Raw genomic sequence first — 25,683 nt, 5'->3', positions numbered from 1 at the left:
GGCGTGCGTCACGCCGTCCGCTGGTGAAAGCGTAGGAGCGCCGGGCGGGAGAGTCAATGGGTTGCATACAACTTCTTCGAAAAAGACGGATATCTCCTTGCTTTATCGTCCCTTTGATGCGAAGTTGTATACGTTCGGCCACCCTGTCCGGACATCCCGATGCCCCGGAGGCCTGCCGATGACCGCCAGTGAGACTCCCTCCCCCGACCAGCCTCCGGCGTCGACCGGGCCTCTCGCGGGCCTCCGCGTCGTCGAGCTGGGACAGCTGCTCGCCGGACCGTTCTGCGGCCAGATGCTGGGTGACCTCGGGGCCGACGTCGTGAAGATCGAGGACCCGGCCAAGGGTGATCCCCTTCGCCAGTGGGGCCGGCAGCTCCCCGAGGGGCAGTCCCTGTGGTGGTCCGTGGTGGGGCGGAACAAGCGGTCCGTGACCCTCAACCTGCGCGAGGCGGAGGGCCAGGACCTCGCACGGAAGCTGATCGCCGGCGCGGACATCCTGATCGAGAACTTCCGTCCCGGCACCATGGAGCGCTGGGGCCTCGGGTACGCCGACCTCGCCGCCCTGAATCCGGGCCTCATCATGGTGCGCGTCTCCGGGTTCGGCCAGGACGGACCCTACGCGCAGCGGGCCGGGTACGGTGCCATCGGTGAGGCCATGGGCGGCCTCCGCTACGTGGTCGGCGATCCCTCGACGCCGCCCTCGCGGGTCGGCATCTCGATCGGGGACACGCTGGCGGCCCTGTTCGCGACCATCGGGGCGCTCGCCGCGGTCCGCGAGCGCGAGGTGAGCGGCCGCGGGCAGATGGTCGACTCGGCGATCTACGAGGCGGTGCTCGGTGTCATGGAGTCCCTCGTCCCCGAGTGGCAGATCTCCGGCTACCAGCGCGAGCGGACCGGCGCCATCCTCCCGAACGTCGCGCCGAGCAACGTCTACCCGACCGCGGACGGCTCCTGGCTGCTGATCGCCGCCAACCAGGACACGGTGTTCGGGCGGCTCGCCGCAGCCATCGGGCAGCCGGATCTCGCCACGGATCCCCGGTACGCGACGCACGGCGCCCGCGGGGAACGGCAGGCCGAGCTCGACGCCCTGATCGGCGGCTACACCTCCACCCAGGACGCTGCCGTCCTCGAGGCCGCGCTCGAGGCGCACGGTGTCCCCGCCGGCAAGATCTTCCGCCCCGTCGACATGCTCACCGACCCGCAGTACCTGGCGCGGGAGTCCATCACCGAGGTGCAGCATCCCGTCCTCGGCCCCGTCGCGCAGCAGAACGTCTTCCCCCGGCTCAGCCGCACCACGGGTACGGTCCGCTGGCCCGGGCCGGCGCTCGGGGAGCACACGGCCGCGGTCCTCGCGGAGGTGGGGGTCGACGACGCCGCCCTCGCCTCCCTGCGCGGGCGGGGGCTCGCATGAGCACGTCACCGTCGGACCACCGGGCCACCGACGTCGGGATCGACGGCGCCATCCCCACCGCCCCGCGTACACCGTGGCTCGCATGAGTCTCCCGAGCCTGCCGTCCTCGATCCGGCTCGTGGAGGTGGGGCTGCGCGACGGCCTGCAGTCGGTGCCCGCGATGGTGCCGACGGCGGAGAAGGTGGAGCTGGTGCACATCCTCATCGATGCCGGGGTCCGCGAGATCGAGGCCGTCAGCTTCGCGCACCCGAAAGTCCTCCCGCAGCTCGCCGACGCCGCCGAGGTCATGGCCGCCGTCCCCAGGATGGACGGCGTCCGGTACCGCGGACTCGCGCCGAACTTCCGGGGCGCCGAACGGGCCGTGGACTGCGGACTGGACGAACTCGTCGTCGTCGTGTCCGCCGACGAGGAGGTGAGCCTCCGGAACCAGCGCCTCACCGTCGACCAGATCCTCGCCGACGTCGAGCGCATCGGGGCGCTCGCCGACCGGGCGGGCATCCGGTTCGTCGTCGCTGTCGCCTGCGCCTTCTTCGCTCCCGCGCGCGGACCCGTGACGCGGGAGGAACGACTGCGCGTCGTCCGTGCCGCCGTGGACGCCGGGGCCGACGGCGTGTATTTGGCGGCCACCTCGGGCGAGGAGGAGCCGGGCGAGATGTACGACGGCATCGCCGAGGTGCGGCGCCTCTACCCTGGGCTGGATGTCGGCGTGCACCTGCACAACCGCAACGGATTCGCGCCCGCCAACGCGCTCGCGGCGATGCTCGCAGGCGCCACCTGGCTCGAGGGATCTTTCGCCGGGCTCGGCGGGGACCTGTGGTTCCCGGGCGACCCATCGGTGCTGGGCAACGCCGCGCTGGAGGACCTCGTGCACCTGTGCGACGGGCTCGGCATCACCACGGGCATCGACCTCGACCGGTACATGCTGGCCTCGGAACGGATCGTCGAGCTCACCGGGCGGGCGTCGTCGTCCTTCGTGTCGAGGGGCGGTACCCGCGCCGCACTGGCCGCCGCGTCCTGGCCCGACGCGATAGCGTGACAGGCATGGAGACGACTGCCGCTGCCGCACCCGCTCCCCCCGCACCGCTGACGGACGCCCCGCGGGACGAGAGCGCGTACGGGCGGCTGCGGTCGATGATCGCCTCCGGGGAGCTGGCCGCCGGGTCATGGCTGCGCGAGGCGAACCTGGCGGAACGCATCGGGGTCAGCCGGACCCCCATCCGGGAGGCGCTCAGCCGGCTGGCGGCCGAGGGGCTCGTGGAACTCAGCCGCAACAAGGGCGCGCAGGTGGTCGACTTCTCGCCCGAGGACGTCGCCGGCCTGTACGACGTCCGCGCGGGCTTCGAGCCGCACGCCGTCCTGCTGTCCATACCGAACCTGACGGACGAGGACGTCGTCGAGCTCGCAGCGCTGTCGGCGCGCATGGAGGCCGTGGTCGCGAACGGCGGCGACATGGAGGGGCTCAGTGCCCTCAACGCGGCGTTCCACGGGATCTTCATCGAGCGGTGCGGCAACCGGCACGTCGCGACGGCGCTGCAGGCCGTCATGCGGCCCGCCGTCGTCGCGCACACGTTCCGCAAGTACAGCGGCGAGGCGCTACGGCGGTCCATGCAGCACCACGCGGAGCTCGTGGCCGCGGCGCAGGCGCGCGACGGCGAGTGGGCGGAGGCCGTGATGCGCACCCACATCCTCGCGGCGCGGAACGCGGCGGGCGCGAACCCCTCGACGCGGTAGGTCCCGCGCGTCCGAGGCTGCCTGGTCCGCAGTGCCGGCACACCGGCCCCGAGACCGAGGGCCGACGTGTCGATGGACTAGGGAACCTCCGGCCCGAACCCTTCAGGGAAGGGGAACAGGTGCCCGTTGCACAGCATCCCGGGGCTCGGGACCTGTGCCTTCAGGCCGGCCCTGACCAGCTGCCCGTAGGACTGGACCCGCCCGCCCTCGGGGAAGTCCGCGTCGGGTTCGTCATTCTGGCCCGAGTACGAACAGATGGAATTGGCGTGCGCGGGGCCTCGCTCCACCTGGCCCTGAGCCGACGCAGGAGCGGCTCCCGCACCTGCCAGTACGACGACGCACACGACGGCGCCGAACAGTGATGTCTTGTACATGACGTGCCTCGATCTCTGGAGAAGTGTCCTTGCTTCCAGGTCGCAGACACACGTCCAACAGTGGTCGCACACCACGACTCTGCCCAGCGCAGGTCTGCTCCCGACGAGCCCACGGGGGCCCGTGCGGCGAACTCTACTCAGCACGGACCACCGGGGGAAGGACGGGGGCCTCAGGCAACACTGCCGGGGCAGGGAGTCCCATCCTTCAGCGACCGGCTCGACGTAGAACTCCTTCTGCGACAGGATCGGGGGATGACCTACGAACTGCGCACCTACACCGCGACACCCGGCAGGATGGACGCGCTGATGGAGCGCTTCCGCTCCGTCACCATCGACCTTTTCACCGAGCACAACATGACGAGCCTCGGCTACTGGACGCCCGTCGACAATCCGGAGGTCCTCATCTACCTCCTCCGGCACGACGGCGACCCGAAGGCGAACTGGACGGCGTTCGGCACCGACCAGCGGTGGATCGATGCGAAGGCGGCGTCGGAGATCGACGGTTCGTTGACGGAGAAGATCGAGGCCGTCATGCTCGACGCGACCGATCTGGTGCCGGTGCTCCTCAAGCCGTAACCCTGACCGCATAGGCCATGTAGTTGCGCTCTGCAACCTCTTCCTGAGGCCAGCTGTCCCCGCCTCATGTGAGCAGCCGCCACCTGCGAACACCCCGGTCGCCCCGCCCGTGACGACGCCGACCGTGCCGCAGCAGATGGGCCAGATGCCCGTCGGTGGCGCTGACACCGGCGTCGCCCAGGCCCCGCAGGGCGACGACTCCGCGGCCCTCGCCCTCGGCGGCGGCCTCGTGCTGGCCGTCATCGGCGGCGCCTTCGTCGTCCGCCGCCGGATGGCCACGAACTGACCCATCCCCATTCATCGCGATGCCCGGCGCCTTCGGTGCCGGGCATCGTCGTGTCCGGGGCCACGGCGACGCAGGACCCGGACCCACACCACCGTCCACACCCCCGCGAGGCGCTGGAAGAACTACGGGCGGATCGACGTCGCCGCGGAGTTCGCAGTGCCGCAGCACGACGCACCATCGCGCCCTCTGCACCCTCGGGTTCGGTCTCGGCCGGTCCACGTCGCGGGTCAAGGATCAGGCGGTCGTGGCGTCACCCCGGGTCAGGCCCCGGAGGACCAGGAGCAGGACGCCGAGGAGGGCGAAGACGACGCCCGCTGCTGCCAGCAGGAGTCCGCTCGCCCCGGTCGACGCCAGTTCGCCCGTCGGACTGAACACCACGTCGTCGTCCGACCGGTCATCCGACCCGACGCTCCCGTTGTAGCCCATGTCCCCGAGCGTCAGGACAGCGGCCTGGCCCGAGGAGCTGACGGCCGGAACGACGGCGCCGCTGGCCGGGAGCGCGAGCAGGCCCGCGCCGCTGACGATGACGACCGCGAGCACGGCAGCTGCTCGCGCGGCGGTGCGGTGCATCGCCGCGCGCCGGGCGGTGATGCGAGAGGTGGAGGTGGGTGACGGCATGCTGCTCCCGGGTCAGGACGGACGGGTCCATCCCTGTCTACGAACCGAACATGGCGTCCGGGTGAACGCGCCTCGCCCTGCGTGTGACGATCGGAGGGATACCCCGGTCCCGCAGTCCCCGGCGGGACGTCCAGCCCCGGGATCAGGGCGTGATGGTGTCGATCAGACCGATGATGCGGTCGATCGTCGCAGGATCGGTCTCCGACGGCATGGCGCCCGTCCCGCTGAGCGAAGCGGTGAAGTAGATGCCGTCGCCGAGCAGCATCACCAGGTGCACCATGTCCTCGTCGCCGAGGGCCTGCAGCAGGACGTCGAACCACTGGACGCGGCACCAGGCGAGCAGCTCGTTGGCCCCGGAGTTGGAACCCTGTGCCAGCCGCGTCACCGCGACGTTGCAGCGCTCGAGGGGGCTCGAGATGTCGAGCGAACTCCTGATGTAGTACCGCGCGGCCTCGGCGGGAGCCGCGCGCATGATCCCGAGGTCCTCCTCGACGAGGAGGCGCAACCGGTCGAAGAGGGCTGCGGTCAGCTCGTCCTTCGAGCGGAAATGGTAGGTCAGCCCGCCCTTGGAGACGCCGGCGCGCTGCGCGATGGCATCGAGTGTCGCACCGCGCTCCCCCTCTGTCACCAGCAGGTCCTCGTAGGCGTCGAGCAGTCGCTGGGGGGTCCGTGGTGCGAGGCGCATGAGGGGAAGTCTAGGGGCTGGTCAGAAAACCGACTGGTCGGTATAGTGTGCTGCATCACGGTGTCGGAGGACCGACGCCGCCGAGGAGTCGAGGTCGCCATGCCGCTCAGCCCCGCCGACCACACCCTTTCGGGCGACCCCCACACCCAGGGCAAGGGGCTCGCCGCCGGGACACTCGGACTGTGGGGTTCGGTGGTGATCGGCCTGGCCTCGACAGCCCCGGTCTACTCGCTCGTCGCCACCCTCGGCTTCGTGGTCCTCGCCGTCGGCGCCCAGGCGCCGATCGCCTTCATCGTGGCGTTCATCCCCATGCTGTTCGTCGCCTTCGCCTACCGTGAACTCAACGAGGCCGTCCCGGACTGCGGGACGTCCTTCACCTGGGCGACGAAGGCCTTCGGCCCCTGGGCCGGCTGGATGGCCGGGTGGGGCGTCGCCGTCGCGGGGATCATCGTGCTGGCCAACCTCGCGCAGATCGGCGGCATCTACCTCTGGCTGCTCGTCGGGGACGGGTCACTCGCCGAGGATCCGCTCGTGGTCACGGCGACCGGCGTCGTGTTCATCGCCCTGATGACCTATGTGAGCTATCGCGGCGTGGAGATCGGTGCCCGCCTCCAGAACATCCTGTTGGCCGTGCAGTACCTCGCGCTGGCCCTCTTCGTGGTCTTCGCACTGGTGGGTGTGGCCAACGGAACCGCGGAGAACACGACGGCGCCGTCGGCGGACTGGTTCAACCCCTTCGCCTTCGAGAGCGTCGAGGGCTTCACCGAGGCGATCCTCCTGGCGCTCTTCATCTACTGGGGCTGGGACGCGTGCCTGGCCCTCAACGAGGAGACGAAGGACGCCCGGCGCATTCCGGGCCGCGCCGCCCTGATCTCGACCGTCCTGCTGCTGGTGACGTATGTCGGTGTCACCGTCGCGGCGATGATGTACGCGGGCGTGGGCGAGGACGGCGTGGGCCTCGGCAACGAAGCCAACGCCGACGACGTCTTCCTGGCACTCAAGGACGTGGTCCTCGGCCCGTGGTCCTGGCTGCTCGTGATCGCCGTGCTGGTCTCGGCCGTCTCCTCCACGCAGACCACCATCCTCCCGACGGCCCGCGGGACACTGTCGATGGCCGTGTACCGGGCCCTGCCCGAGCGCTTCGCCATCGTCCACCCCCGGTTCCGGACGCCGTCGTTCTCCACACTCGTCATGGGCATCGCCGCGATCGCGTACTACATCGTCATGACGATCATCAGCGAGAACATCCTCGCCGACTCGATCCTCTCGCTCGGCCTGGCCATCGCCTTCTACTACGCCATCACGGGCTATGCCTGCGTCTGGTACTTCCGCCGCGAGCTCTTCGACTCCCGGCACAACGTGGTCTTCCGCTTCCTGCTCCCCCTGCTCGGGGCCCTGATGCTCACCGCGGCTTTCATCAAGTCCGCCATCGACATGGCCGACGTCGACTACGGGTACAGCGTCCTGTTCGGCATCGGTGGGACGTTCGTGGTGGGCATCGGGTCCCTGGCCCTCGGGCTGGCCCTCATGCTGCTCTGGCGCACCCGCCCCTCCTCCCGCCCGTTCTTCGCCGGGAAGACCCTCACCGAGGACTCCCCCGTCCTGGTCCCCGATTCCCCTGACATCTACCGACGCTCCATCGACGGAGGACTCTCCTGATGCGCATCCTCATCATCGGCGCGGGCGGCGTGGGCTCGGCCGCCGCCCGGATCGCCGTCCGGCGGCCGTTCTTCGACGCCCTCGTGATCGCCGACTACGACCCCGCCCGCCCGCAGGCGCTCGTCGACGAACTCGGCGACCCCCGGCTGGTCTCCGCGGAGATCGATGCGTCGTCGTCGTCCGCCGTCGCCGCCGTGGTCCGCGAGCACGCCATCACGCACGTCCTCAACGCCGTGGACCCGCGCTTCGTGATGCCGATCTTCGAGGGCTGCTTCGAGGCGGGCGCCACGTACCTCGACATGGCGATGAGCCTGTCCACACCGCACCCGGACCACCCGCACGAGCAGACCGGGGTGATGCTCGGCGACGAGCAGTTCGCCGCGTCCACGCAATGGGAGGCCGCCGGCCGCCTCGCGCTCGTCGGTATGGGCGTGGAGCCGGGCCTCTCCGACGTCTTCGCCCGCTACGCGGAGGACCACCTCTTCTCCTCCATCGAGGAACTCGGCGTGCGCGACGGCGCCAACCTCACCGTCGAGGGGTACGACTTCGCGCCGTCGTTCTCCATCTGGACCACGATCGAGGAATGCCTGAACCCGCCCGTGATCTTCGAGCGGGACCGCGGCTGGTTCACCACCGCGCCGTTCAGCGAGCCGGAAGTGTTCGAGTTCCCCGAGGGGATCGGCCCGGTGGAATGCGTCAACGTGGAGCACGAGGAAGTGATCCTCATGCCGCGCTGGACGAAGGCCCGCCGGGTCACCTTCAAGTACGGGCTCGGCGAGGAATTCATCACGGTGCTCCGGACGCTGCACACCCTCGGGCTGGACTCGACCGCACCCCTCGACGTGAAGGGCGTGTCGGTGGCGCCACGCGACGTCGTGGCCGCCGCGCTGCCGGATCCGGCGACGCTCGGCAGCCGCATGAAGGGCAAGACCTGCGCCGGGGTCCACGTGACGGGTACCGGGACGGACGGCGCCCCCCGGGCCGTGTACCTCTACCACGTCGTGGACAACGCGTGGTCCATGGCGGAGTACAACTCGCAGGCCGTGGTCTGGCAGACCGCCGTCAACCCGGTGATCGCCCTGGAACTCCTGGCCTCCGGTACCTGGAGCGGATCGGGCGTCCTCGGCCCGGAGGCCTTCGACGCCCAGCCGTTCCTGGACCTGCTCGCCGCCGACGCCCCCGCCGGCTACGGCTCGCCGTGGGGCCTCGAGGAGCGCGACGCCGACGCGGCCTGACCCGGGGTGACGGCGGCGAGCGCTTCCGCCCGCGCCGCCGTCGGGATCCGACCGAGCGCGGACGTCAGCCCGCGTTGGGGAGCGACACCTCGACCTGGCCGGCGATCACCCGCGTCGCGAAGGAGTGCTGAGGAGAGGTCGCAGGACCCTGCACCACCTCACCGGTCTTCAGGGAGAACCCGCTGTTGTGCCACGGGCAGACGACGCACGGATCGCCGTCGTCGACCGTGACCTTGCCCTCGTTCAGCGGCCCGGAGAGATGGCTGCAGGTGTTGGAGAGCACCGAGACCTCGCTGCCCCGGCGGAAGACGACGAGCGGGATCTCGCCCAGCACGCGCTTCTCGAGCATGCCCTCCTGCAGTTCCTCGAGGGACCCGATGGAGTGCCAGCCGGCCTCGATGCGGTGCGGCACGTCCTCGTTGTGGTTGGCGCCGAGCGACTGCCGGTAGGACATGTGCCCACCGAGGAAGCCACCGGCCGAGACAACCACGAGGCCCGTGTAGGAGAGCAGCTTGCCGGACCTGCCGCGCAGCCGCTGGAGGAGCGAGCCGGTGTACAGGCCGACGGCGATCAGGTTGGCGGTCGCGTGCACGATCCCGACGCGCAGCTGCTGCTCGTGGCCTTCGGACCAGTCGGCCCAGCCGGCGAGCGCCGTGGGGGCAGCGCTGGCGACACCGGTGCCGATGAGGACGGCGGACGCCTTGTTGGATCCCGGGATCAGGTCCAGGACCGCCGCGGAGAGCCAGCTTCCGGTCGGGACGAGGATCATCAGGGGGTGCAGCGGGTGGCCGATGGGCACACCGTGCAGGACATCACGCAGGGCACCGGGCTTGAGCACGGCCTGCACCACGTCACGGACCCTGTTGGCCACCGGATCCAGTGCGGCAGCGTTCTCGAGCTTGTCGATGGACTGGAGGGGACGGAGTGTCTTCATGGAGTTCTCCCATATCGCAGGTCCGGGCGGCGAACACCACCAGCTGACATGGGAAGCATACTGACGAATACCGGCGGGTGGTGGGCTCTTGCCGGATCAGGCCGCGTACCCTAGGGCCGCGGACGGTTCCGCCCGGTCCGGCTCAGCCCAATCCGGCTCCGCCCGGTCCGGCTCAGGACCGCACGGTCCCGCCAGGCGCCCGTGGACCAGAGCGCCCAGAGAACGAGCGCGGGCTGGAAGAACAGCCGCGTCAGGCGTGCCGCGTCGGTGTCCAGGCCGAAAGCGCTCACACCCTCGACGTACTGGGCGATGTTGCCCGGGAAGATCGCGACGAAGAACGCGGCGACCACCCACCCGACGACGACCCGGTACCGCCCGAGCGCGACGAGCGCCGCACCGAGGAGCAGTTCGACGACGCCGGACGCGATCACCACGACCTCCGTGTCGAGCGGCAGCCAGGACGGCACCTGCGCGGCGAACTCGGACCGGGCGACGGTGAGATGGGCGGTCCCCGCGAACAGGAGGAACGCCCCGAGCACGAAGCGCGCGATGGTGCGGGGCAGCGAGGTGGGCGCCGTCGTCGTGCCGGGTCTCGTCCTGATCGCTGGTCTGGTTGCCATCCCGCGAACCTAGCACCGTCCCACCGGATGGCGCGGCCGGGTCCACGGCGTCGCCCCCGGATGTCGGGCCGTCATCCGGCGCCCCGGGGCGCACCGGGCGGGGTTCCTTCGATACTATCAATGTGCTGCCGTCCGCAGTCCTAGCACGCCGCGATCCGCCTGGGTAGGAGCATGCGCTCCGCAGATTCCTCACCGCGCGCGGGGACCCGCGGTCATGATGGACCGCAGCACGCCGTATGAACACCACGAAGGAGATCGTCATCGCCCCCCGGAACAGCACCAACGTCCGCCTGCGCACCACCCTCGCCCTGCTCGCCGAGCACCAGGACGCCGGGAACAGCGTCGCGCCCAGCGACGTGATGTCGCAGGCTGTGGCGGCAGTCCCCTTCGACGCCAAGGAGGCAGAGCTCCTCTCCGGCGGCGTCCCCCGCGGGTACAAGGCCCTGACGACGGCGACGGCCAAGCTCGTGAAGGCCGGCTGGCTGGTCAAGGGCCGCTCCGGCTGGACGGCGACCGACGAGGGCATCCGCGCGGTCCACGCGTTCGCCGATCCCGACCAGTTCATCAACGCCATGATCAGCGGCGCCCCCGTGCCCGAGCAGGCCCCGGCCGTCACGCACGCGCCGCAGTCCCCCGAGTCCCTCGGCGAGGACGCGCAGGCCGTCCAGGCCGACCCGGAGGCGGGCGTGACGGCGTCGGCTGAGGGATCGGAGCCGCCCGCGACAGCCGAGGAGTCGGACATCTCGGAGACCATGGCGGACCTCGCCCCCGCCGACGCCACGAACTCCGAGGACCCCACCCCGCCCGACGTCGCCCCGACCCTCGAGGTCTCCCCCGACGTCGCCACCGAGCAGGTACCGACCGGCACCCCGGCCGACGAGGCCTGGCAGGGTCAGCCGCAGTCCGTCGCACTCTCCGGCGACTTCGATCCGCTGTTCGGCGAGGCGGGCCACTGGAGCACGGACCTCCGCGAGCTGCAGTTCGTGTGGGAGCCGACCGAGAACCTCTGGAAGCAGACGCTGCAGCTGCCCGCCGGCACCTATCAGTTCAAGATCCTCGTGAACGGCGGCTGGGACGAGAACTACGGCCGGTTCGGCGTGCGCGACGGCGCCAACCACGAACTGCACCTGCTCTCGGACACGTCGGTCACGTTCCGCTTCGACTACGCCACGAGGGACATCACGACCTCCTAGGCCGATCCCGGCCGACGGCCCCGTCACCTGCCCGTGCGGCAGGAGGCGGGGCCGTCGTCGTTCCCGGGATCGCGCGGATCACTGCCGCACAGCAGGAGGCGGGGCCGACGTCGTTCCGCTCAGCCTTGCCGCAGCTTTGCCCAAGGACCCGCCCTGCCGTCCGCCCACGTCCACGACCTCCCTCAGCATGGGAGGGACAGGATGGGGGCTGCACATGGGTGCGATGGATCGGGACTGGTACCACGAGCGCAGGGACGGGGCCGGCAAGCTGCGGCGCTCACCCTCGGGCAGGGTCCCGCAGTGGGCGCTGGACGACGCCGTGGGCGTGGCGAGTGATCCTCACCCATGGCGCGCTCCTGCGACCGACTCCCGGCGGAGCAGGCGGGCCGGGCTCCGAGGATCACGACGGCGGGCGTCCCGAACCCGGTCCTCCACCGCCGCGATCGGGGTCGTCCTGCTCCTCGCCCTCCTGTACGCGACGCCGTCGCTGTTCGATCGCTTCGTCCTGCCGATCGCCCTGCCCTACCTGCCCGGAGCGAATGTGCCACCCCGGGGCGTCGAGGCACAGGACAGTCCGCTCGGCGTACCACCGCTCGTTCCGGCATCGGGCGCCTATCAGCTCCTCCCGTCGCCCACCGAGTCGCAGGACTGGGTGGCTGTCGACCCGTGCCGCCCGGTGCACTACGTCGTCCGCCCGGACAATGCGCCGCTGGGGACGGAAGGGCTCGTGCAGGAAGCCGTGGCGGAGGTGTCCGCGGCCACCGGGCTGCACTTCGTCGACGACGGATTGACGACGGAGGGGCCGTCCGAGGAACGCGACCTCTACCAGCCAGAGCTCTACGGCCGGACCTGGGCCCCCGTCCTCATCACCTGGACGAGCCCCGCGGAGATTCCCCAGCTCGCCGGCGACATCGCCGGACTGGGTGGCAGTGAGTACGCGTACGTCCCCGGAGAGCCGCTCGTCTATGTCGGTGGGCAGGTGCAGATCGACGCACCCGATGCGACCGGGATGCTGGCGTACCCCGCGGGAAGGGACCTCGTCCGCGCGACCCTCATGCACGAACTCGCCCATGTCGTCGGGCTCGACCACGTGGATGATCCGCGCGAGCTGATGTACGCGGCGAACACCGGGCTGGTGTCCTTCGGCCCGGGAGACCGGGCCGGCCTCGCGCTCCTCGGGTCCGGACCCTGCGCGCCCGGACACTGACCCCGCCCGCCGTCCGAGCCGCACGGACGCCGCTTCCGCGCGGTGTCAAGACCACCGGAGATCGTCCGCCGCCGGCGATTCCGCCGACCACTCCCGACCACGTAGATTTGGCCAATGAGCAATGATGCCCCCTCGACAGTCCTCCGTCCGTTCGATCCCGACGGAGGCGGCGACCAGCCCGCGGAAGCACTCGAAGCGCTCATCGCGAAGGTCGAGGGAGAGGTTGCCGAGCTCCAGTTCACCCGCTTCACCAACGACGACGCGGTGGCGCTCGGTCAGCTCCTCGTCCAGATGGGGGTCGGCCGGAACCTGCCGATCGCCATCGGCATCAGCAAACCGAACCACATCCTCTTCCGTGCCGCGCTCGACGGCGCCACACCCGACAACGACTTCTGGCTCGACGCCAAGAGCCGCACCGCTGCCCGCTACCTGGTGCCGTCACTGCTCGTCGGGTTGAGGGCACGGCGCAACGGCGGCAGCTTCGAGGGCAACCCGATGGTGGACCCGACGACCCACGCGGCCCACGGCGGCTCTTTCCCCCTGTACATCCGCGGGGTGGGACCGGTGGCCACCGTGACGGTGTCCGGCCTGCCGCAACTCGAGGACCACAAGCTCGTGGTCGAGGCGCTCCGCACCTTCCACGCCGCCGACGGGCTCTAACCGGGTTCCTCCCCGCCCGGGGTATGCCCTCGTGCGCACACTCCCAGCCGCCGCCGTCGTCCCGTCCGCCCGTCCGCCCGCCCCGAGTCAACCTCCGGGGTGCGCTCTCGCGCGCGGCCTCTCGGCCGCCGTCGTCGTCCCACCCGCCCCGAATCAGCCTCCGGGTGTGCCTTCGTGCACGCCTTTCGGTCGGTAGGCCGGTCCTTCGCGGCGTGTCGCGCCGTGACACGCGGTTCGGGGCGTGAAAGGCATGCACGAAGCAGCGGCGTCTACCCGCTGCGGCCTGCCCCGTCGCGACGCCAGTCACAGGGCAGCCAGGCCGGCTGATGCGGGAAGGACGCGGCGACCAAGCCCGGAACACACAGGCCCGGCACACGACGACGGCGCCGGACCAGGCCCGGCGCCGTCATCGTTCGGTGGTGCGCGCCCTAGATGGCTGCCTCGATCGCCTCGGCGATCGGCGTCGGACCGCTGTTGAACTGGATGGTCCGGTCCACCGTCCCGAGGTCCCCGAGCACGACGGCGGCCACGTGGGCCACGTCCTCGCGGGGCACCGAATCCTGCTGGGGCTTGTCGGACACCTCGATGGTGCCGGTCCCCGGATCTGTGGTCAGGGAGCCGGGACCGAGGATGGTCCAGGCAAGCTTCGAGTTGCGCAGGTGCTCGTCGGCGGCGGCCTTCGACTCGGCGTAGTGGAAGAAGCTGTTGTCCTCGGGCACGCCGTGGTCCTTGCCCGCCCCGAGGTAGGACACCATGACGTACCGGCCCACAGAGGCCTGCTCGGCGGCGTCCATCGACCGGATCGCGGCGTCGCGGTCGATGGTGTACGTGGCCTCGGGGCTGCTGCCACCGGATCCGGCGGACCAGACCACGGCGTCGTGCCCGCTGAAGACGTCCGCCATGTCCTGCACCGAGAGCTCCGCGAGGTCGGCGACGACGGGCGTGGCGCCTGCCTGCTCGACGTCGGCGGCGTGGTCCTGGTTGCGGAAGATCGAGCTGACCTGGTGGCCCTGGTCCGTGAGGATCTTCGTGAGGTGCAGCGCTACTTTGCCGTGCCCGCCGATGATGGCTACGCGTGACATGGGAACTCCTTCGATCGATTGATTGTCTGGTCCCGACGCTAGTCCCCACCCCGCGCCGAAGCCACCGCTTCCGGGGGGTTCAGCCCGGAGCGCACCCGTATCCCCATCACGCGGACGCCGTGCCTCCCGCGCCCGGGCTCTGGCACGGTGGGACGCGCGGTCCCCGGACGCAGCGCTCAGGAGGCGTCGATCGGCAGCAGGAGGTCCTTCACGCTCGGGTCCGTGGTGAGGAACTCCTGGACGGCAGGGTCGGCGAAGGCCTCGGTGAGCTTCTGGATGTTCTCCGTCTCCAGGTAGTCGGTGCCGACGGTCAGCTGCGAGGCGAACTCGTCCGGCGCCGCCGGCGCGAAGATCTGCTTCTCCAGGGGTACCTTCGCCGCGGTGTAGTACTCCGTGTAGCCGACGGCGGCATCGAGGTCCGGGAGCGCCCTCGACTGCGCCCCGAAGTCGAGGAGCGTGAAGGTGAGGTTCTTGGGGTTGGTCGCGATGTCGTCCTGGGTGGCCGCCCACTTGTCCACGCCGTCCTTCAGGGTGATCAGGCCGGCCCGCTCGAGCAGCCACAGCCCCTGGGCCTCGTTGGCGGGGTCGGAGTACAGCGAGATGGTGCCGCCGTCGGGGATCTGGTCGACGCTCGTGTACTTGTCCGACCAGATGCCGAAGCCCCAGCGGAACACCGGCGCCACCGCGGTCTCGCGGAAGTCCGGGTTGGCCTCGAGGACCTGCCCGAGCCACAGTTCGTGCTGGTAGACGGTCGCTGCCACCTCGCCCTCGCTCACCGCCCGGTTGATGGTGTTGCTGTCGCTGAGCCCCGTGAACTCGATGTCGATGCCGTACTTCGGTGCGACCTCGCGGTCGATGAACTCGATGAGCGCCTGCTCGGCGTGGTTCCCCTCGGCGGTGGCGACGAGGAGGGTGGCGCCCTCCGTCTCGGCTGCGGATTCCGCGGGATTCAGGAGCGGTACGGCGATGAAGGCACCGGCCGCGAGCACGACGACGGCGCCTCCCGCGATCCACGGGGCCCTGCGCCGTGTGCGGAGCGTGAAGCCGTGATCGGCCTCGGGGGTCGGTGTGCCGGCGGAGGGGGAAGGGGTGTTCTCGGACATGGTGGAGGCCTTTCTGGGCGCGCCGGAGGGCGCGGTGTCGGGTGGAGCAGGGGAACCGGGTGGCGGTGGAGCGGGATGGAGCCGACGACGCCGCGGCGTCAGGCGCGCTGGAGCCGTTTCTGCGGCGTGGTGAACCGGACCAGGCGGTCGCCGGCCACCTGCACGAGGGCGACGGTGACGACGAGGATCACGATCGTCGCGAGCATCACGGTGTTGTCGAACCGCTGGTAGCCGTAGGTGACGGCGACGTAGCCGATGCCCCCGGCACCGATGGTGCCCGCGATGGCCGAGTACTCGATCATCGCGATCACCTGGATGGTGAGGCCGCCGATCACCGCGGGGACGGCCTCCCCGAACTGCGCGGACCGCATGATCTGGAGGTGGGACCCGCCCGCGGCCCGTGCCACCTGAATGATGGACGGCGGCACCGAGCGCAGGGCGTTCTCGACGATACGCGTGAAGAAGGCGATGCCCGCGAGCGACATCGGCACGACCGCTGCGGCGATGCCGATGTTCGTACCCGTGACGAAGCGCGTGAACGGCACGATCGCCGCCATGAGGATGAGGAAGGGCAGCGACCGGCCGATGCTGATGATCCAGCTGAGCAGGGTGTGCAGTGCCGGGCGCTCGTGGAGCCCGCCGGGAGCCGCGTTGTGGAGCAGCACACCGAGGGGGGTCCCGATCACGAGGACCACGGCCATGACGATGCCCACCATGGTGACGGTCTGCCCGTAGGCGGGGAGCAGGAGGGCGGGCAGGTCCCCGAGGGGGACGTCGGCGCGCGGCAGGACGACGGCGCTCATGCCGCGTCCTCGAGGGCTCCGGCGAGGATCCGCTCGTCGGTCGGACCGAAGGATGCGGCGGAGTGGTCGGGAGTGCCGCTCAGTCCGCACCGGGCGAGCGCCGCCACGACGCGGGCGTCGTCGTCCGTTCCGATGCCGAGCGTCGCACTGCCCGTGTTGACGCCGTGCACGGTCTCGACCGACGCCCCCAGGAGGTGCACGCTCGCGCCGAGGTCGGCGGTCACGCGCTGGATCCAGTCGCCGGGCACGGTGGTGGAATCGTAGGTGACGAACCAGGTCCGCGTGCCGGCTTCCGGTCCCGCGTGGCCGCGACGGGGCTGCAGCGAGCGCCCGAGGCGGGAGCCGTGCGAGGTCAGCAGGTTCACGAGGCTGCCCTGCTCTACGATTCTCCCGTGGTCGAGCCGGGCGACGGTATCGGCGACCTGCCGCACCGTGTCCATCTCGTGGGTGATGAACACGACCGTGAGATCGAGGTCGTCGCGCAGTTCGCGGACGAGTCCGACGACGGAGCGCGTGGTGTCCGGGTCCAGCCCGGACGTGGCTTCGTCGGCCAGGAGGATGGAGGGACGCAGCGCGAGCGCCCGGGCGATGCCGACGCGCTGGGCCTGCCCGCCGGAGAGCTGGAACGGGTAGTGGCCCGCCTTGTCGGTGAGTCCCACGCGCTCCAGCAGTTCACCGACCCGGCTCCTCGTCTCCTGCGGAGTCACTCCGAGGAAGTCGAGGGGCAGGGCGATGTTCTCGGCGGCCGTGCGGCGGCTGAGCAGGCTCGAGGACTGGAAGACGGTGCCGATCCGGCGCCGGGCGTCGCGGAGGCGCTTCTCGGGCAGGCCGGAGAGGTCCTCACCGTTCACGACGACGGACCCCGACGTGGGGCGTTCGAGGAGGTTGATGCACTGCGCGAGGGTGCTCTTGCCGGCACCGCTCGGGCCGACCACGGCGGCGATCCGCCCGGTGGGCACCTCGAAGTCGAGGTGGTCGAGCACGGTGACGGCGGCGTCGCCGCGGCCGTAGGTCTTGGTCAGGTGTCTCAGCGAGATCATGGGGTTCCTCGGGAAGGTCGAGCGGGTCGGGATGGGCTGGAGTGCAAGCGTCGCGGGCGCCGTGGATGTGCGGTCGGACGGGTGCGCCAGGGGCGAGCGGGAGCGGGGTGTCGCGGAGGTGCGGCGGGACGGGTGCGTCAGGGGCGGGCGGGCTGGAGCCGGTAGCCTGCACCGCGGTGCTCGGCGGGAAGCCGGTCACCCTTGCCGAACAGCTTCTGGCGGAGCGTCCCCTCCGCGTAGGCCGTCGGATACGCGCCGCGCTTCTGCAGCTCGGGCACCACATGGGTGATGACATCCTCGAAGGAGCCCGGCGTGATGGCGTAGGCGAGGTTGAACCCGTCCACGTCCGTCTCCTCGACCCAGGACTGCAGCTCGTCGGCCACCTGCGCGCCGGACCCGACGACCCTCGGCCCCAGCCCGCCGATACCGGCCCACGCGGCGATGTCGCGGACGGTCCAGGGGAGGCCGTCGTCGTTCACTTTCTGGAAGTTCGCCACCGCGGACTGGATGGCATTGGACTGCACAGTGCCGATCGGCTCGTCGGGGTCGTAGACGCTGAGGTCGATGCCCAGCCAGCCGGAGAGCAGGACGAGCGCGCCCTCGTAGCTGACGTACTGCTGGTAGTCGGCGTGCTTGGCGTGCGCCTTCTCCTCGGTCTCGTCCGTGATGACGGTCAGCATCGTGTAGATGCGTACGGAGTAGCGGTCGCGCCCCTCGGCCTCGACGGCGTCGCGGATCCTGTGGACGGCGTCCTTCAGGAGGGCCTTCGTGGGCGAGCCGACGAAGACCGCTTCCGCGTTGCCTGCCGCGAAGGCGATACCCCGCGGGGAGGCCCCCGCCTGGTAGATGACGGGGGTGCGCTGGGGCGACGGTTCGCTGAGGTGGATGCCGGGAACGGTGAAGAACGTGCCGTCGTGCTGGATCTCGTGGACCTTCGCCGGATCGGTGAAGACGCCGGTCCTACGATCCCGGACCACGGCGTCGTCCTCCCAGGAGCCTTCGAGGAGCTTGTAGAGCACCTCGAGGTATTCGTCGGCGTGGTCGTAGCGCTGGTCGTGCTCCAGCTGGTCCTCGTGGCCCATGTTGCGGGCCGCGGAGGGTAGGTAGCCGGTGACGACGTTCCAGCCCACGCGGCCGTCGGTCAGGTGGTCGAGGGTGGAGAGGCGCCGCGCGAAGGGGTACGGGTGCTCGTAGGCAGTGCCGGCCGTGACGCCGAAGCCGAGGTGTTCCGTGACGAGGGCCATCGCGGAGACGAGCAGGAAAGGGTCGTTGACCGGCGTCTGCGTCCCCTGGCGCAGGGTCGCCTCGTTGGAGCCGCCGAAGACGTCGTAGGTGCCGAGGACGTCCGCGATGAAGATGCCGTCGAACAGGCCCTTCTCCAGGGTCTGCGCGAGGTCCGCCCAGTAGCGCAGGTCCTTGTAGCGCCAGGACTGGTCCTCAGGGTGCCGCCAGAGACCGGGCGACTGGTGGCCCCCGCAGTTCATGTCGAAGGCATTGAAGCGGATACGGCGGGGTGCAGAGGTCATGAAGGATCCTCGTGTCCGGGGCACTGCCGGAAGGAAGCGCCATACTTGCCCGCACGGTGCATGACGGGCCGAATCCTCACCTGGGGCACCCCGCTACAGCGAGAGGGTTGCCGTCCAACAAACCAGGGTTTTGCGTTGGAACTCTTGATTCTGCTCCCGAGCCTAAGGGCGAGGCCCTGCAGGCGTCCATCGGCCGTCGTCACAGAACGTCACGAGGCAATGTGGTGGACGGCCCGCCGGGCCGGCCTCACCTCAGGTAGGACGCCCCGTTGGCGTCCACCACGGTCCCGCTGACCCAGAGCGGCGCGTCGGTGGCGAGCCAGCCCACCGTCCGGGCGATGTCCTCCGGCGTCGCCACGCGGTTGAACGGGCTCTGCGCGCGCACCGCGTCCCCGCCCGGACCGTCGAGGACGGTCCTGCCCATGTCGGTCTCGACGAAGCCTGGCGCGACGGCGGCGGCGAGGATCCCGTGCGGCGCGAGGGCGACGGCGAGCGACTGCGTCAGTGCGTGCAGCCCCGCCTTGCTCGCACCGTACGCGGGCGTGGCGGGTTCACCGCGGTAGGCGCCCCGGGACCCGACGCTGATGAGGCGCCCGCCCTCCGGACCTGCGGGGCGTCCGACGAGGTGCTGCGCCACGAGCCACGCGAGGTTCGCCGGACCGAGCAGGTTCACGTCGAGGGTGCGGCGCCAGGCCTGTTGCCATTCCTCGAAGGACGTGCCGTCGACGGGATGCGCCTCGAAGATGCCCGCGTTGTTGACCAGCACGTCGATTCCGCCGAGGGAGTCGACGGCACTGTCGACGATGCGCCGGCAGGCGTCAGGATCACCGACATCGCCGACCACGACGGTGTGACCCGCTCCGGGGAGTCCGTCCCGGACGGCCTCCGCCGCCGCCGTGTCCCGCCCCGCGTGCACGGCGATGCGGTGCCCCCGCCCGGACAGGTCCAGGGCGATGGCTGCGCCGATACCTCGACTGGCCCCGGTCACCAGAATGCTCAGTGTCATGGACAGGAGGCTACAACCTGCACGGCCCCCGTACGGCGGAATGGGCACCTGTGGACGGTCGAAGCGATCCGGGGGTGCGTCTTGCTACGCTGGCTGATCAATGCCCCCAGCCGCCGATCGAAGGACTTCGATGGACCCGTTCACCGCGAACTTCGACCGCGGGATCCTGAGACTGCGCTGGCGACGCGGTGTCGAGATCACCCACCCGTACGCCGTCGCCGCGGCCGCGGCCCTCGCCGAGTTCCACGGACCGACGGCCCTGCCGCTCCTCGTCCACATGCACGGAATCACGGGCATCACGCCCGAGGCCCGGATCGGGATGAGCAGCTACCGCGGATTCTCCAGGGTGGCGCTGGTCGGCCAGGACGTCGTGGACGAAGTGATGTCGGGCTTCTCCCACCGCTCCCCCACCGCGACCCGGTACTTCACCTCGGAGACCGACGCCGTCGCCTGGCTCCTCGAATCGAGCTCGTCGCACGCTCCGGCCTAGCTCCCGGAGCCAGGGGAGGAGCCGCGCACGCCCAGCGTCGTGTCGTTGACCGCCTGTCGGCGCGGGTGCCAGAGTGACTCCATGAGCAGCGAGCATCCAGACGTGGCCGTCACCGACAACAAGGCGAAGAGCCGTTACGAGGCAGCACTCGACGGCGATCCGGCGGGCATCGCCGCCTACGAGCTCTCCGATGACACCATCGTCTTCACGCACACCGTGGTCGACGAGGACCTGGAGGGCCGTGGCGTCGGCAGCACCCTGATCCGCCACGCGCTCGACGACGCACGGGACCGGCGCCTGACGGTGGTGCCCGAGTGCGAGTTCGTCGCGGCGTTCATCGACGACCACCCCGAGTACCGCGACCTGGTCGGCTGATCAGCCGGCACGACGTGACGGGCGCATGAGCGCAGCGTCGACGAGCACCTCGGCAGCCCTCCGTGCATGGCCGGCGGCGTCGGAGGTGCGGGCGATCGCCGCCGTCGTCTGTGCACCCTCGGCCAGGATCGACAGCTGCGGGGCGAGATCCGACGGCGCTCCCGCGTCCGCTGCCAGGTGGCCGACGTAGACCTGGAAGGACTCCTTGTGCTTGCGGGCGTACTCGGCGACGTCGGGGCTCACGGCACCCAGCTCCGCGAAGCTGTTGATGAAGCCGCAGCCGCGGAACGAGTCCTGCCCGAACCACTCGGCGAGGTAGTCGAACATCGCCAGCAGCCGGTCCCGCGGTGCATCGGCCTGCCGTACCCGCGCGTCCAGCCCTTCGGTCCATGACGCGTGCCACCGCTCGAGGACGGCCATGACGATGCTGCTCTTCGAGGGGAACTCCTGGTAGAGCTTCTTGAGCGAGACCCCGGCGGCCGTCCGCAGTTCGTCCATGCCGACGGACTGGATGCCGCGCGCGTTGTAGAGGTCATCGGCGGTCGCGATGATGCGCGTCCGCACGTCGTCAGAAGTCATCCAGCCATTCTACTTGTTTTGAGAACGATCGTTCTATACGCTGTGAGCAGCAGGAGAGAACGACCGTTCTCACCGCTCGAGGAAAGGGATCGGATCATGGGTTTCATCAAGGTCGGCACCGAGAACAGCACGGACCTCCACCTCTACTACGAGGACCACGGCGCAGGCCAGCCGGTCGTCCTCATCCACGGCTACCCGCTGGACGGTGGTTCCTGGGAGAAGCAGACCGCGGCCCTCCTGAACGCCGGGTACCGCGTCATCACGTACGACCGCCGGGGCTTCGGCCAGTCCAGCAAACCCACCACCGGCTACGACTACGACACCTTCGCCGCCGATCTCAACACGGTGCTCGAGACCCTCGACCTCAACGACGCCGTACTCGTCGGATTCTCGATGGGCACCGGCGAGGTGGGCCGGTACATCGGGACCTACGGCGAGGCCCGTGTCGCCAAGGCCGTCTTCCTCGCCTCGCTCGAACCGTTCCTGCTGCAGACCGACGACAACCCCACGGGCGTCCCCTCGACCGTGTTCGACGGCATCCGCTCCGCCGCCATAGAGGACCGCTACGCCTGGTTCACGAACTTCTACAACGACTTCTTCAACACCGACACCTTCCTCGGCAACCGCCTGAGCGAGGAAGCCCTCCGCAACGCCTGGAACGTGGCCTCGGGCTCGTCCTGGTACGCGTCCTTCGCCGTCGTCGACTCCTGGCTGACGGACTTCCGCGCCGACATCGAGAAGATCACCGTCCCCACCCTGATCGCGCACGGCACCGACGACCGCATCCTGCCCATCGATGCGACGGGACGCGAGTTCACCAAGCGCCTGCCCGCCGCCGAGTACGTCGAGATCGAGGGTGCGCCCCACGGCATGCTCTGGACCCACGGTACGGAGATCAACGAGATCCTCCTCCCGTTCCTCGCCACGTAGGCCCTGACCGAGGGGGACGTGCGCCGGTCCCGTGACCGGCGCACGTCCCCCTCGGTGCCACGGCCAGGCCTGCTGATTCCGGTCCGGGCCACCGGAGTACCCCGCCCTGCATCCGTTCCGGTCTGCCCGTCGTGCTTCGTCAGAACTGGATGCCGCGGGTGAGGCCGCCGTCGATCAGGAGATTGGCGCCCGTGGTACGGCTGGACCGGGGACTGGCGAGGAAGACGACGGCGTCCGCCACCTCCTCCGGCGTGCCCATCCGGCCTGTGGGATTGAGGCCCATCGCGGTGGCGAAGAGTTCGGGGTTACCGCCCTCGATGCTCTCCCACACACCGCCCTCGTGGTAGGTGTTGCCGGGAGAGACGGTGTTCGCCCGGATGCCCTGCCCGGCGAGCTGGAAGGCGAGGCCCGCCATGTACGCGATCAGCGCCGACTTCACGGTGCCGTAGGGTCCGGAGGCGAAGTCCACCTCACGGCCGGACACACTCGAGATCGCCGTGATCGACGGCGTCGAACTCCTCGCCAGGTGCGGGAGGGCCGCCTTGACCAGGCGCACCGTCCCGAGCAGATCGACCCGGAGGCTCGCCTCCCAGTTCTCCTCCGTGTCCTCGATCGCGAGCGCGCTGACGTTGCTGACCACCGCGTCGATCCCCCCGAAGTCACCCGCCACGGCGTCCACCCAGGCGGCAACCGCCACCCCGTCGCCGACGTCGAGCACGGAGCCGCCGACGCGGCCCGACGACGACGCGAACGCCTGCTCGGTCGCCGCGACCTCCCCGGCGTCCCGTGCGCAGAACGCGACGTTCGCCCCCTCCTCGGCGAAGGACCGGACGATGGCCCTGCCGATGCCTTTCGTGCCTCCGGTCACGAGGGCGGTGGTGCCGGTCAGCTGCAGGTCCATGGTGCTCCTTCGGTCGGACTGGCGCCGGACGGGTGTCCGGGCGCGGGACGTCAGCGCAGGTCTGCGGCCTGGCGCCGGAGGTGTGCGTGCAGGCCCCCGTAGGCGTCGGCGGAGGGGAACAGTGCCTTGGGCGCCTTGACCACCACGCTGTAGTTCGCGTCGACGGCGTTGGCGATCGGCGCGAGGGCCGTCTGCGTCAGCAGCTGGTAGGCATCGAGCTGGTGCAGGCCGAAGAGATCACCGAACCAGCGCACCATCTCCACCTGCCCGATCCGCCACGAGTCCTCCATGGGACGCGAGGAGCCGACGGCGCCCCAGTGGTAGTCGGTCTCGATGCGCGGCCACGCCGGCGCACCGCCCTTGACGAGGTCCACGATGATGGTCGAATGCATGGCCCCCTCGACGGCCGTGCCGCACGCCTCACCCTCGCCCTGCCGGTAGTGGCCGTCGCCGATCGAGAACAGGGCACCCTCGACGTTCACGCCGAGGTACACCGTGGTGCCCGCCTTCACGTCCGGTGCGTCCATGTTGCCGCCGAACCGTTCCGGCACCAGGCTGGACCGCACCTCGCCTCCGGGAGGTGCCACCCCGACCGTCCCGAGCATCGGCTCGAGCGGGAGTGCGACCTCGAAATCCCCGCGTCGCGACTGGAAGCCCACCGTTCGCCGCTCGGTGTCCACGTGGTAGATCCACGTGATGTCCGGCAGCGGGTCCTGGAGCGTGGCGGTGCGGTCCGTGCTGGTCAGGCCGCCGAAGAACGGGATGGTGGCCGAGGCGCCGTAGGACCGGGCCGGCGTCAGATCGGCGATGTGGAGGGCCAGGGTGTCCCCCGGTTCCGCGCCCTCCACGTAGAACGGCCCCGTCTGCGGGTTGACGAAGTCGAGGTCCACCTTCTCCCCGCTGACGTCGTCGATCGAGGTGAGGGCGTTGTTGAAGGCGTCCTCGGACCAGAGCCGGAGGGCGGTACCCGGCTGCACCCTCAGCACGGGGGCGCTGCCGCCGAAGGTGTAGACGAGCTGGTCCCGCCGCGGGTGGTACTCGATGATCTCCATGACCGGATGCTACGGGGCGGCCCCGACCCCGACAAGGGTCCGGTGCGGGTATCGATCCCTGCATCCGGCGCCCCGGGCCGGGACACTCGACGGCGCTGCGGGTGCACAGCCGTCGAATGACCGGCGGTGGTGGCCGGGTCAGTTGGCGAAGACGTCCAGCAGGCGCAGGTCCGCGCTCCAGAGTCCGAGCGAGTCCCCGGTGTTGTTGAGCACCGAGGCGGGCAGTCCGTTGTAGTAGGCGGCAGCCGTGTCCGTCCCCGGCCCGGTGTACACGCGGAGTTCCGCGCCAGGCTGCAGCACGTACCCCTCGCCCACGCGGAGAATGGTGTTGGCCGCGTCCCGGAGGAAGTATCCGCTGACATCGACGGTTGTTCCGGAAACGTTCCGCAGCGACACGTACTCACCGTTCTCCGGCTGGACGTCGTCTCCCGGCGGGTTGTTCACGGCGCCGCTGATCTCCAGGCCCGCACCCGGGAAGACCGGGAGCCCGCGCAGGTAACGGCCGTTCTGGACGGGGAAGTCCGTGGTGACCGCGTCCACACCGAGATCGACCACGGCCTGGACGGCCTCCGGCGAATTGACGGTGTAGGCGCTCATGGCGAGGCCGGCCGCATGCACACGATCGACGTCGGCGCCGGTGAGCGTCCGGTAGTTGGCGCCGACCGAATCGACGAAGCCCGCCAGAGCAGCGAGCTCCGCGTCGCCGGGCACCGCTCCGGTGAGCTGCTGCAGCGGGATCTGCGGGGCGAGCTCCGCGAACCGGCGGTTGGAGGCGACGTCGAAGCCGATCACCTGCACCTTGTCCGCGGCGACGAGCTTCCGCCACGAAGGATCGGTCAGCAGCTGGTCAGCAACCAGCTGCTCGATGCCCGGGGACTTCGAGGGGCTCTTGATCTCGATGTAGACGCCCGTGGTGCGGGTGGCGACATCGACGGCATCGTCGAGGTGCGGGATGCGCTCGCCGACGAAGCGCTCGTCGAAGAACGAGCCGGCATCGAGCTGCTGGAGTTCGGCCCAGGTGAACGAGGTGATGGGGTCCGAAGCACGGCCGGGGAACACGTCCTCCACGTCCGTGGTGCGGGCGGGGGTGTCATCGTGGAAGAGGAAGGGCACGCCGTCGGCGCTGAGTTGGACGTCGATCTCGATGAAGTCCGCCTTCGAGGACCGTCCCTCCTTGAAGGCGGCGACGGTGTTCTCGGGAGCCGTGCCGCCGGCGCCGCGGTGGCCGACGAGGATGGGGCCCGCCGGCTGATGTCCGGGCGCGACCCGCTCTTCCCGCTGATGCGCGCTGGGTGCTGCCTGCGCGCCGGGGGCGGGCAGGGCGAGGAGCGAGAGGCCGACGACGGCGGCGGTGACCACTGCGGGGGTGGCACGGGTGGCACGGGTGGAACGGGTGGAACGGGTGGAACGGGTGGAACGGGAAGACATGGAGGACGTCCTTCGATCGGGAACAGGCACGGGAGCGGTCAGCGCCCCGGTCCGATCCAATCGCTCCCGTCGGACATGGCCCGCAACGCAGGATGAACGGGCGATGAAGCCCTGACGGGGACGCGCCCCGATGTACCCGGCGCGGGCCGTACCGGTCAGTAGGCTTGCAGCAGGCGGAG

At 70.3% G+C, this 25,683-nt stretch carries 28 protein-coding genes and 1 riboswitch; of the genes, 13 read left to right on the top strand and 15 right to left on the bottom strand.

The window, feature by feature from the left end; genetic code table 11:
* The first annotated feature begins 178 nt into the window (after positions 1–178).
* The 3 genes from NVV32_RS03150 (at position 179) to NVV32_RS03140 (ending at position 3,142) form a co-directional block, all read left to right on the top strand.
* Entirely contained in the window at positions 179–1,411 is a 1,233-nt protein-coding gene (locus tag NVV32_RS03150) for a CaiB/BaiF CoA transferase family protein (RefSeq protein ID WP_422391343.1), read from the top strand.
* A gap of 82 nt (positions 1,412–1,493) precedes the next feature.
* Positions 1,494–2,447 carry a hydroxymethylglutaryl-CoA lyase gene (locus NVV32_RS03145; RefSeq protein ID WP_422391342.1) on the top strand — a complete coding sequence of 318 codons (954 nt, stop codon included), beginning with the start codon at positions 1,494–1,496 and terminating at the stop codon, positions 2,445–2,447.
* Between the two features lie 5 nt (positions 2,448–2,452).
* Complete coding sequence (locus NVV32_RS03140) at positions 2,453–3,142, top strand: GntR family transcriptional regulator (protein WP_422391341.1); 690 nt, start codon at positions 2,453–2,455, stop codon at positions 3,140–3,142.
* Positions 3,143–3,219: 77 nt separating this feature from the next.
* Here the strand turns inward: NVV32_RS03140 and NVV32_RS03135 are convergent, their stop codons facing one another.
* Positions 3,220–3,516, bottom strand: a complete 297-nt coding sequence (locus NVV32_RS03135) for a hypothetical protein (protein WP_422391340.1) — start codon at positions 3,514–3,516, stop codon at positions 3,220–3,222.
* Positions 3,517–3,768: 252 nt separating this feature from the next.
* Between NVV32_RS03135 and NVV32_RS03130 the strand changes: the two genes are divergently transcribed.
* Positions 3,769–4,092 carry an NIPSNAP family protein gene (locus tag NVV32_RS03130; RefSeq protein WP_422391339.1) on the top strand — a complete coding sequence of 108 codons (324 nt, stop codon included), beginning with the start codon at positions 3,769–3,771 and terminating at the stop codon, positions 4,090–4,092.
* A gap of 109 nt (positions 4,093–4,201) precedes the next feature.
* Positions 4,202–4,378, top strand: coding sequence for an LPXTG cell wall anchor domain-containing protein (locus NVV32_RS03125; RefSeq protein WP_422391338.1), 177 nt, complete (start codon positions 4,202–4,204; stop codon positions 4,376–4,378).
* 234 nt (positions 4,379–4,612) lie between these two features.
* Here NVV32_RS03125 and NVV32_RS03120 read toward each other — a convergent pair whose 3' ends face one another.
* Entirely contained in the window at positions 4,613–4,996 is a 384-nt protein-coding gene (locus NVV32_RS03120) for a hypothetical protein (RefSeq protein ID WP_422391337.1), read from the bottom strand.
* 142 nt (positions 4,997–5,138) lie between these two features.
* Complete coding sequence (locus NVV32_RS03115) at positions 5,139–5,681, bottom strand: TetR/AcrR family transcriptional regulator (protein WP_422391336.1); 543 nt, start codon at positions 5,679–5,681, stop codon at positions 5,139–5,141.
* 99 nt (positions 5,682–5,780) lie between these two features.
* Between NVV32_RS03115 and NVV32_RS03110 the strand changes: the two genes are divergently transcribed.
* Complete coding sequence (locus NVV32_RS03110) at positions 5,781–7,340, top strand: APC family permease (protein WP_422391335.1); 1,560 nt, start codon at positions 5,781–5,783, stop codon at positions 7,338–7,340.
* Positions 7,340–8,575, top strand: coding sequence for a saccharopine dehydrogenase family protein (locus NVV32_RS03105; protein WP_422391334.1), 1,236 nt, complete (start codon positions 7,340–7,342; stop codon positions 8,573–8,575). The genes NVV32_RS03110 and NVV32_RS03105 overlap by 1 nt, the downstream gene beginning before the upstream one ends.
* Positions 8,576–8,639: 64 nt before the next feature.
* Here the strand turns inward: NVV32_RS03105 and NVV32_RS03100 are convergent, their stop codons facing one another.
* Together NVV32_RS03100 and NVV32_RS03095 are read right to left on the bottom strand one after the other, a co-directional pair.
* Positions 8,640–9,509 (bottom strand): Rieske 2Fe-2S domain-containing protein, encoded by an 870-nt coding sequence (locus tag NVV32_RS03100; RefSeq protein WP_422391333.1) that lies wholly within the window; start codon positions 9,507–9,509, stop codon positions 8,640–8,642.
* Between the two features lie 110 nt (positions 9,510–9,619).
* The gene (locus NVV32_RS03095) at positions 9,620–10,129 is read right to left on the bottom strand and encodes a hypothetical protein (RefSeq protein WP_422391332.1); all 510 of its coding nucleotides are present in this window, start codon (positions 10,127–10,129) and stop codon (positions 9,620–9,622) included.
* Between the two features lie 236 nt (positions 10,130–10,365).
* Between NVV32_RS03095 and NVV32_RS03090 the strand changes: the two genes are divergently transcribed.
* The 3 genes from NVV32_RS03090 (at position 10,366) to NVV32_RS03080 (ending at position 13,189) form a co-directional block, all read left to right on the top strand.
* On the top strand, positions 10,366–11,322 hold the full coding sequence (locus NVV32_RS03090; RefSeq protein WP_422391331.1) for a glycosidase: 957 nt from the start codon (positions 10,366–10,368) through the stop codon (positions 11,320–11,322).
* 214 nt (positions 11,323–11,536) lie between these two features.
* The gene (locus NVV32_RS03085; RefSeq protein ID WP_157365818.1) at positions 11,537–12,529 is read left to right on the top strand and encodes a peptidase; all 993 of its coding nucleotides are present in this window, start codon (positions 11,537–11,539) and stop codon (positions 12,527–12,529) included.
* Positions 12,530–12,643: 114 nt separating this feature from the next.
* On the top strand, positions 12,644–13,189 hold the full coding sequence (locus tag NVV32_RS03080) for a heme-degrading domain-containing protein (RefSeq protein WP_055769719.1): 546 nt from the start codon (positions 12,644–12,646) through the stop codon (positions 13,187–13,189).
* Positions 13,190–13,617: 428 nt separating this feature from the next.
* Here NVV32_RS03080 and NVV32_RS03075 read toward each other — a convergent pair whose 3' ends face one another.
* From NVV32_RS03075 to NVV32_RS03050, 6 genes are all read right to left on the bottom strand, one after another.
* Positions 13,618–14,271: an SDR family oxidoreductase gene (locus tag NVV32_RS03075; RefSeq protein WP_422391330.1), complete on the bottom strand. Its 654-nt coding sequence runs from the start codon at positions 14,269–14,271 to the stop codon at positions 13,618–13,620.
* 176 nt (positions 14,272–14,447) lie between these two features.
* On the bottom strand, positions 14,448–15,374 hold the full coding sequence (locus NVV32_RS03070; RefSeq protein WP_055769715.1) for a MetQ/NlpA family ABC transporter substrate-binding protein: 927 nt from the start codon (positions 15,372–15,374) through the stop codon (positions 14,448–14,450).
* Positions 15,375–15,472: 98 nt separating this feature from the next.
* Positions 15,473–16,177 (bottom strand): methionine ABC transporter permease, encoded by a 705-nt coding sequence (locus NVV32_RS03065; RefSeq protein ID WP_422391329.1) that lies wholly within the window; start codon positions 16,175–16,177, stop codon positions 15,473–15,475.
* Positions 16,174–17,217: a methionine ABC transporter ATP-binding protein gene (locus NVV32_RS03060; protein WP_082471384.1), complete on the bottom strand. Its 1,044-nt coding sequence runs from the start codon at positions 17,215–17,217 to the stop codon at positions 16,174–16,176. Before NVV32_RS03060 ends, NVV32_RS03065 begins: the two co-directional genes overlap by 4 nt.
* Positions 17,218–17,354: 137 nt before the next feature.
* Positions 17,355–18,743, bottom strand: coding sequence for an LLM class flavin-dependent oxidoreductase (locus tag NVV32_RS03055; protein ID WP_422391328.1), 1,389 nt, complete (start codon positions 18,741–18,743; stop codon positions 17,355–17,357).
* A gap of 36 nt (positions 18,744–18,779) precedes the next feature.
* Positions 18,780–18,893: riboswitch (SAM riboswitch) on the bottom strand.
* A 97-nt stretch (positions 18,894–18,990) separates the two neighbouring features.
* Complete coding sequence (locus tag NVV32_RS03050; RefSeq protein ID WP_422391327.1) at positions 18,991–19,749, bottom strand: SDR family NAD(P)-dependent oxidoreductase; 759 nt, start codon at positions 19,747–19,749, stop codon at positions 18,991–18,993.
* A gap of 130 nt (positions 19,750–19,879) precedes the next feature.
* Here NVV32_RS03050 and NVV32_RS03045 point away from each other — a divergent pair, with 130 nt between their 5' ends.
* Together NVV32_RS03045 and NVV32_RS03040 are read left to right on the top strand one after the other, a co-directional pair.
* On the top strand, positions 19,880–20,239 hold the full coding sequence (locus NVV32_RS03045; protein WP_152816911.1) for an STAS/SEC14 domain-containing protein: 360 nt from the start codon (positions 19,880–19,882) through the stop codon (positions 20,237–20,239).
* An 81-nt stretch (positions 20,240–20,320) separates the two neighbouring features.
* On the top strand, positions 20,321–20,614 hold the full coding sequence (locus NVV32_RS03040) for a GNAT family N-acetyltransferase (protein ID WP_152816910.1): 294 nt from the start codon (positions 20,321–20,323) through the stop codon (positions 20,612–20,614).
* Here NVV32_RS03040 and NVV32_RS03035 read toward each other — a convergent pair whose 3' ends face one another.
* Positions 20,615–21,193 carry a TetR/AcrR family transcriptional regulator gene (locus NVV32_RS03035; RefSeq protein WP_422391326.1) on the bottom strand — a complete coding sequence of 193 codons (579 nt, stop codon included), beginning with the start codon at positions 21,191–21,193 and terminating at the stop codon, positions 20,615–20,617. It lies immediately after the preceding gene.
* A 96-nt stretch (positions 21,194–21,289) separates the two neighbouring features.
* Here NVV32_RS03035 and NVV32_RS03030 point away from each other — a divergent pair, with 96 nt between their 5' ends.
* Positions 21,290–22,123, top strand: a complete 834-nt coding sequence (locus NVV32_RS03030) for an alpha/beta fold hydrolase (RefSeq protein ID WP_422391325.1) — start codon at positions 21,290–21,292, stop codon at positions 22,121–22,123.
* 139 nt (positions 22,124–22,262) lie between these two features.
* On the opposite strand, the gene NVV32_RS03025 is transcribed toward NVV32_RS03030, so the two are convergent.
* The 3 genes from NVV32_RS03025 to NVV32_RS03015 all read right to left on the bottom strand — a co-directional run bounded on the left by NVV32_RS03025 (position 22,263) and on the right by NVV32_RS03015 (position 25,504).
* Positions 22,263–23,024 (bottom strand): SDR family NAD(P)-dependent oxidoreductase, encoded by a 762-nt coding sequence (locus NVV32_RS03025; RefSeq protein WP_422391324.1) that lies wholly within the window; start codon positions 23,022–23,024, stop codon positions 22,263–22,265.
* A gap of 50 nt (positions 23,025–23,074) precedes the next feature.
* Positions 23,075–24,076 carry an acetamidase/formamidase family protein gene (locus tag NVV32_RS03020; RefSeq protein ID WP_422391323.1) on the bottom strand — a complete coding sequence of 334 codons (1,002 nt, stop codon included), beginning with the start codon at positions 24,074–24,076 and terminating at the stop codon, positions 23,075–23,077.
* A 138-nt stretch (positions 24,077–24,214) separates the two neighbouring features.
* Entirely contained in the window at positions 24,215–25,504 is a 1,290-nt protein-coding gene (locus NVV32_RS03015; protein ID WP_422391322.1) for a glycerophosphodiester phosphodiesterase family protein, read from the bottom strand.
* Positions 25,505–25,683 lie beyond the last annotated feature (179 nt).

The sequence above is a fragment of the Arthrobacter sp. N1 genome, assembly GCF_048288285.1.
GTDB lineage: Bacteria > Actinomycetota > Actinomycetes > Actinomycetales > Micrococcaceae > Arthrobacter_D.
The sequence above is the reverse complement of the archived record's forward strand: the minus strand, read 5'-3'. Positions and strand labels throughout refer to the sequence as shown.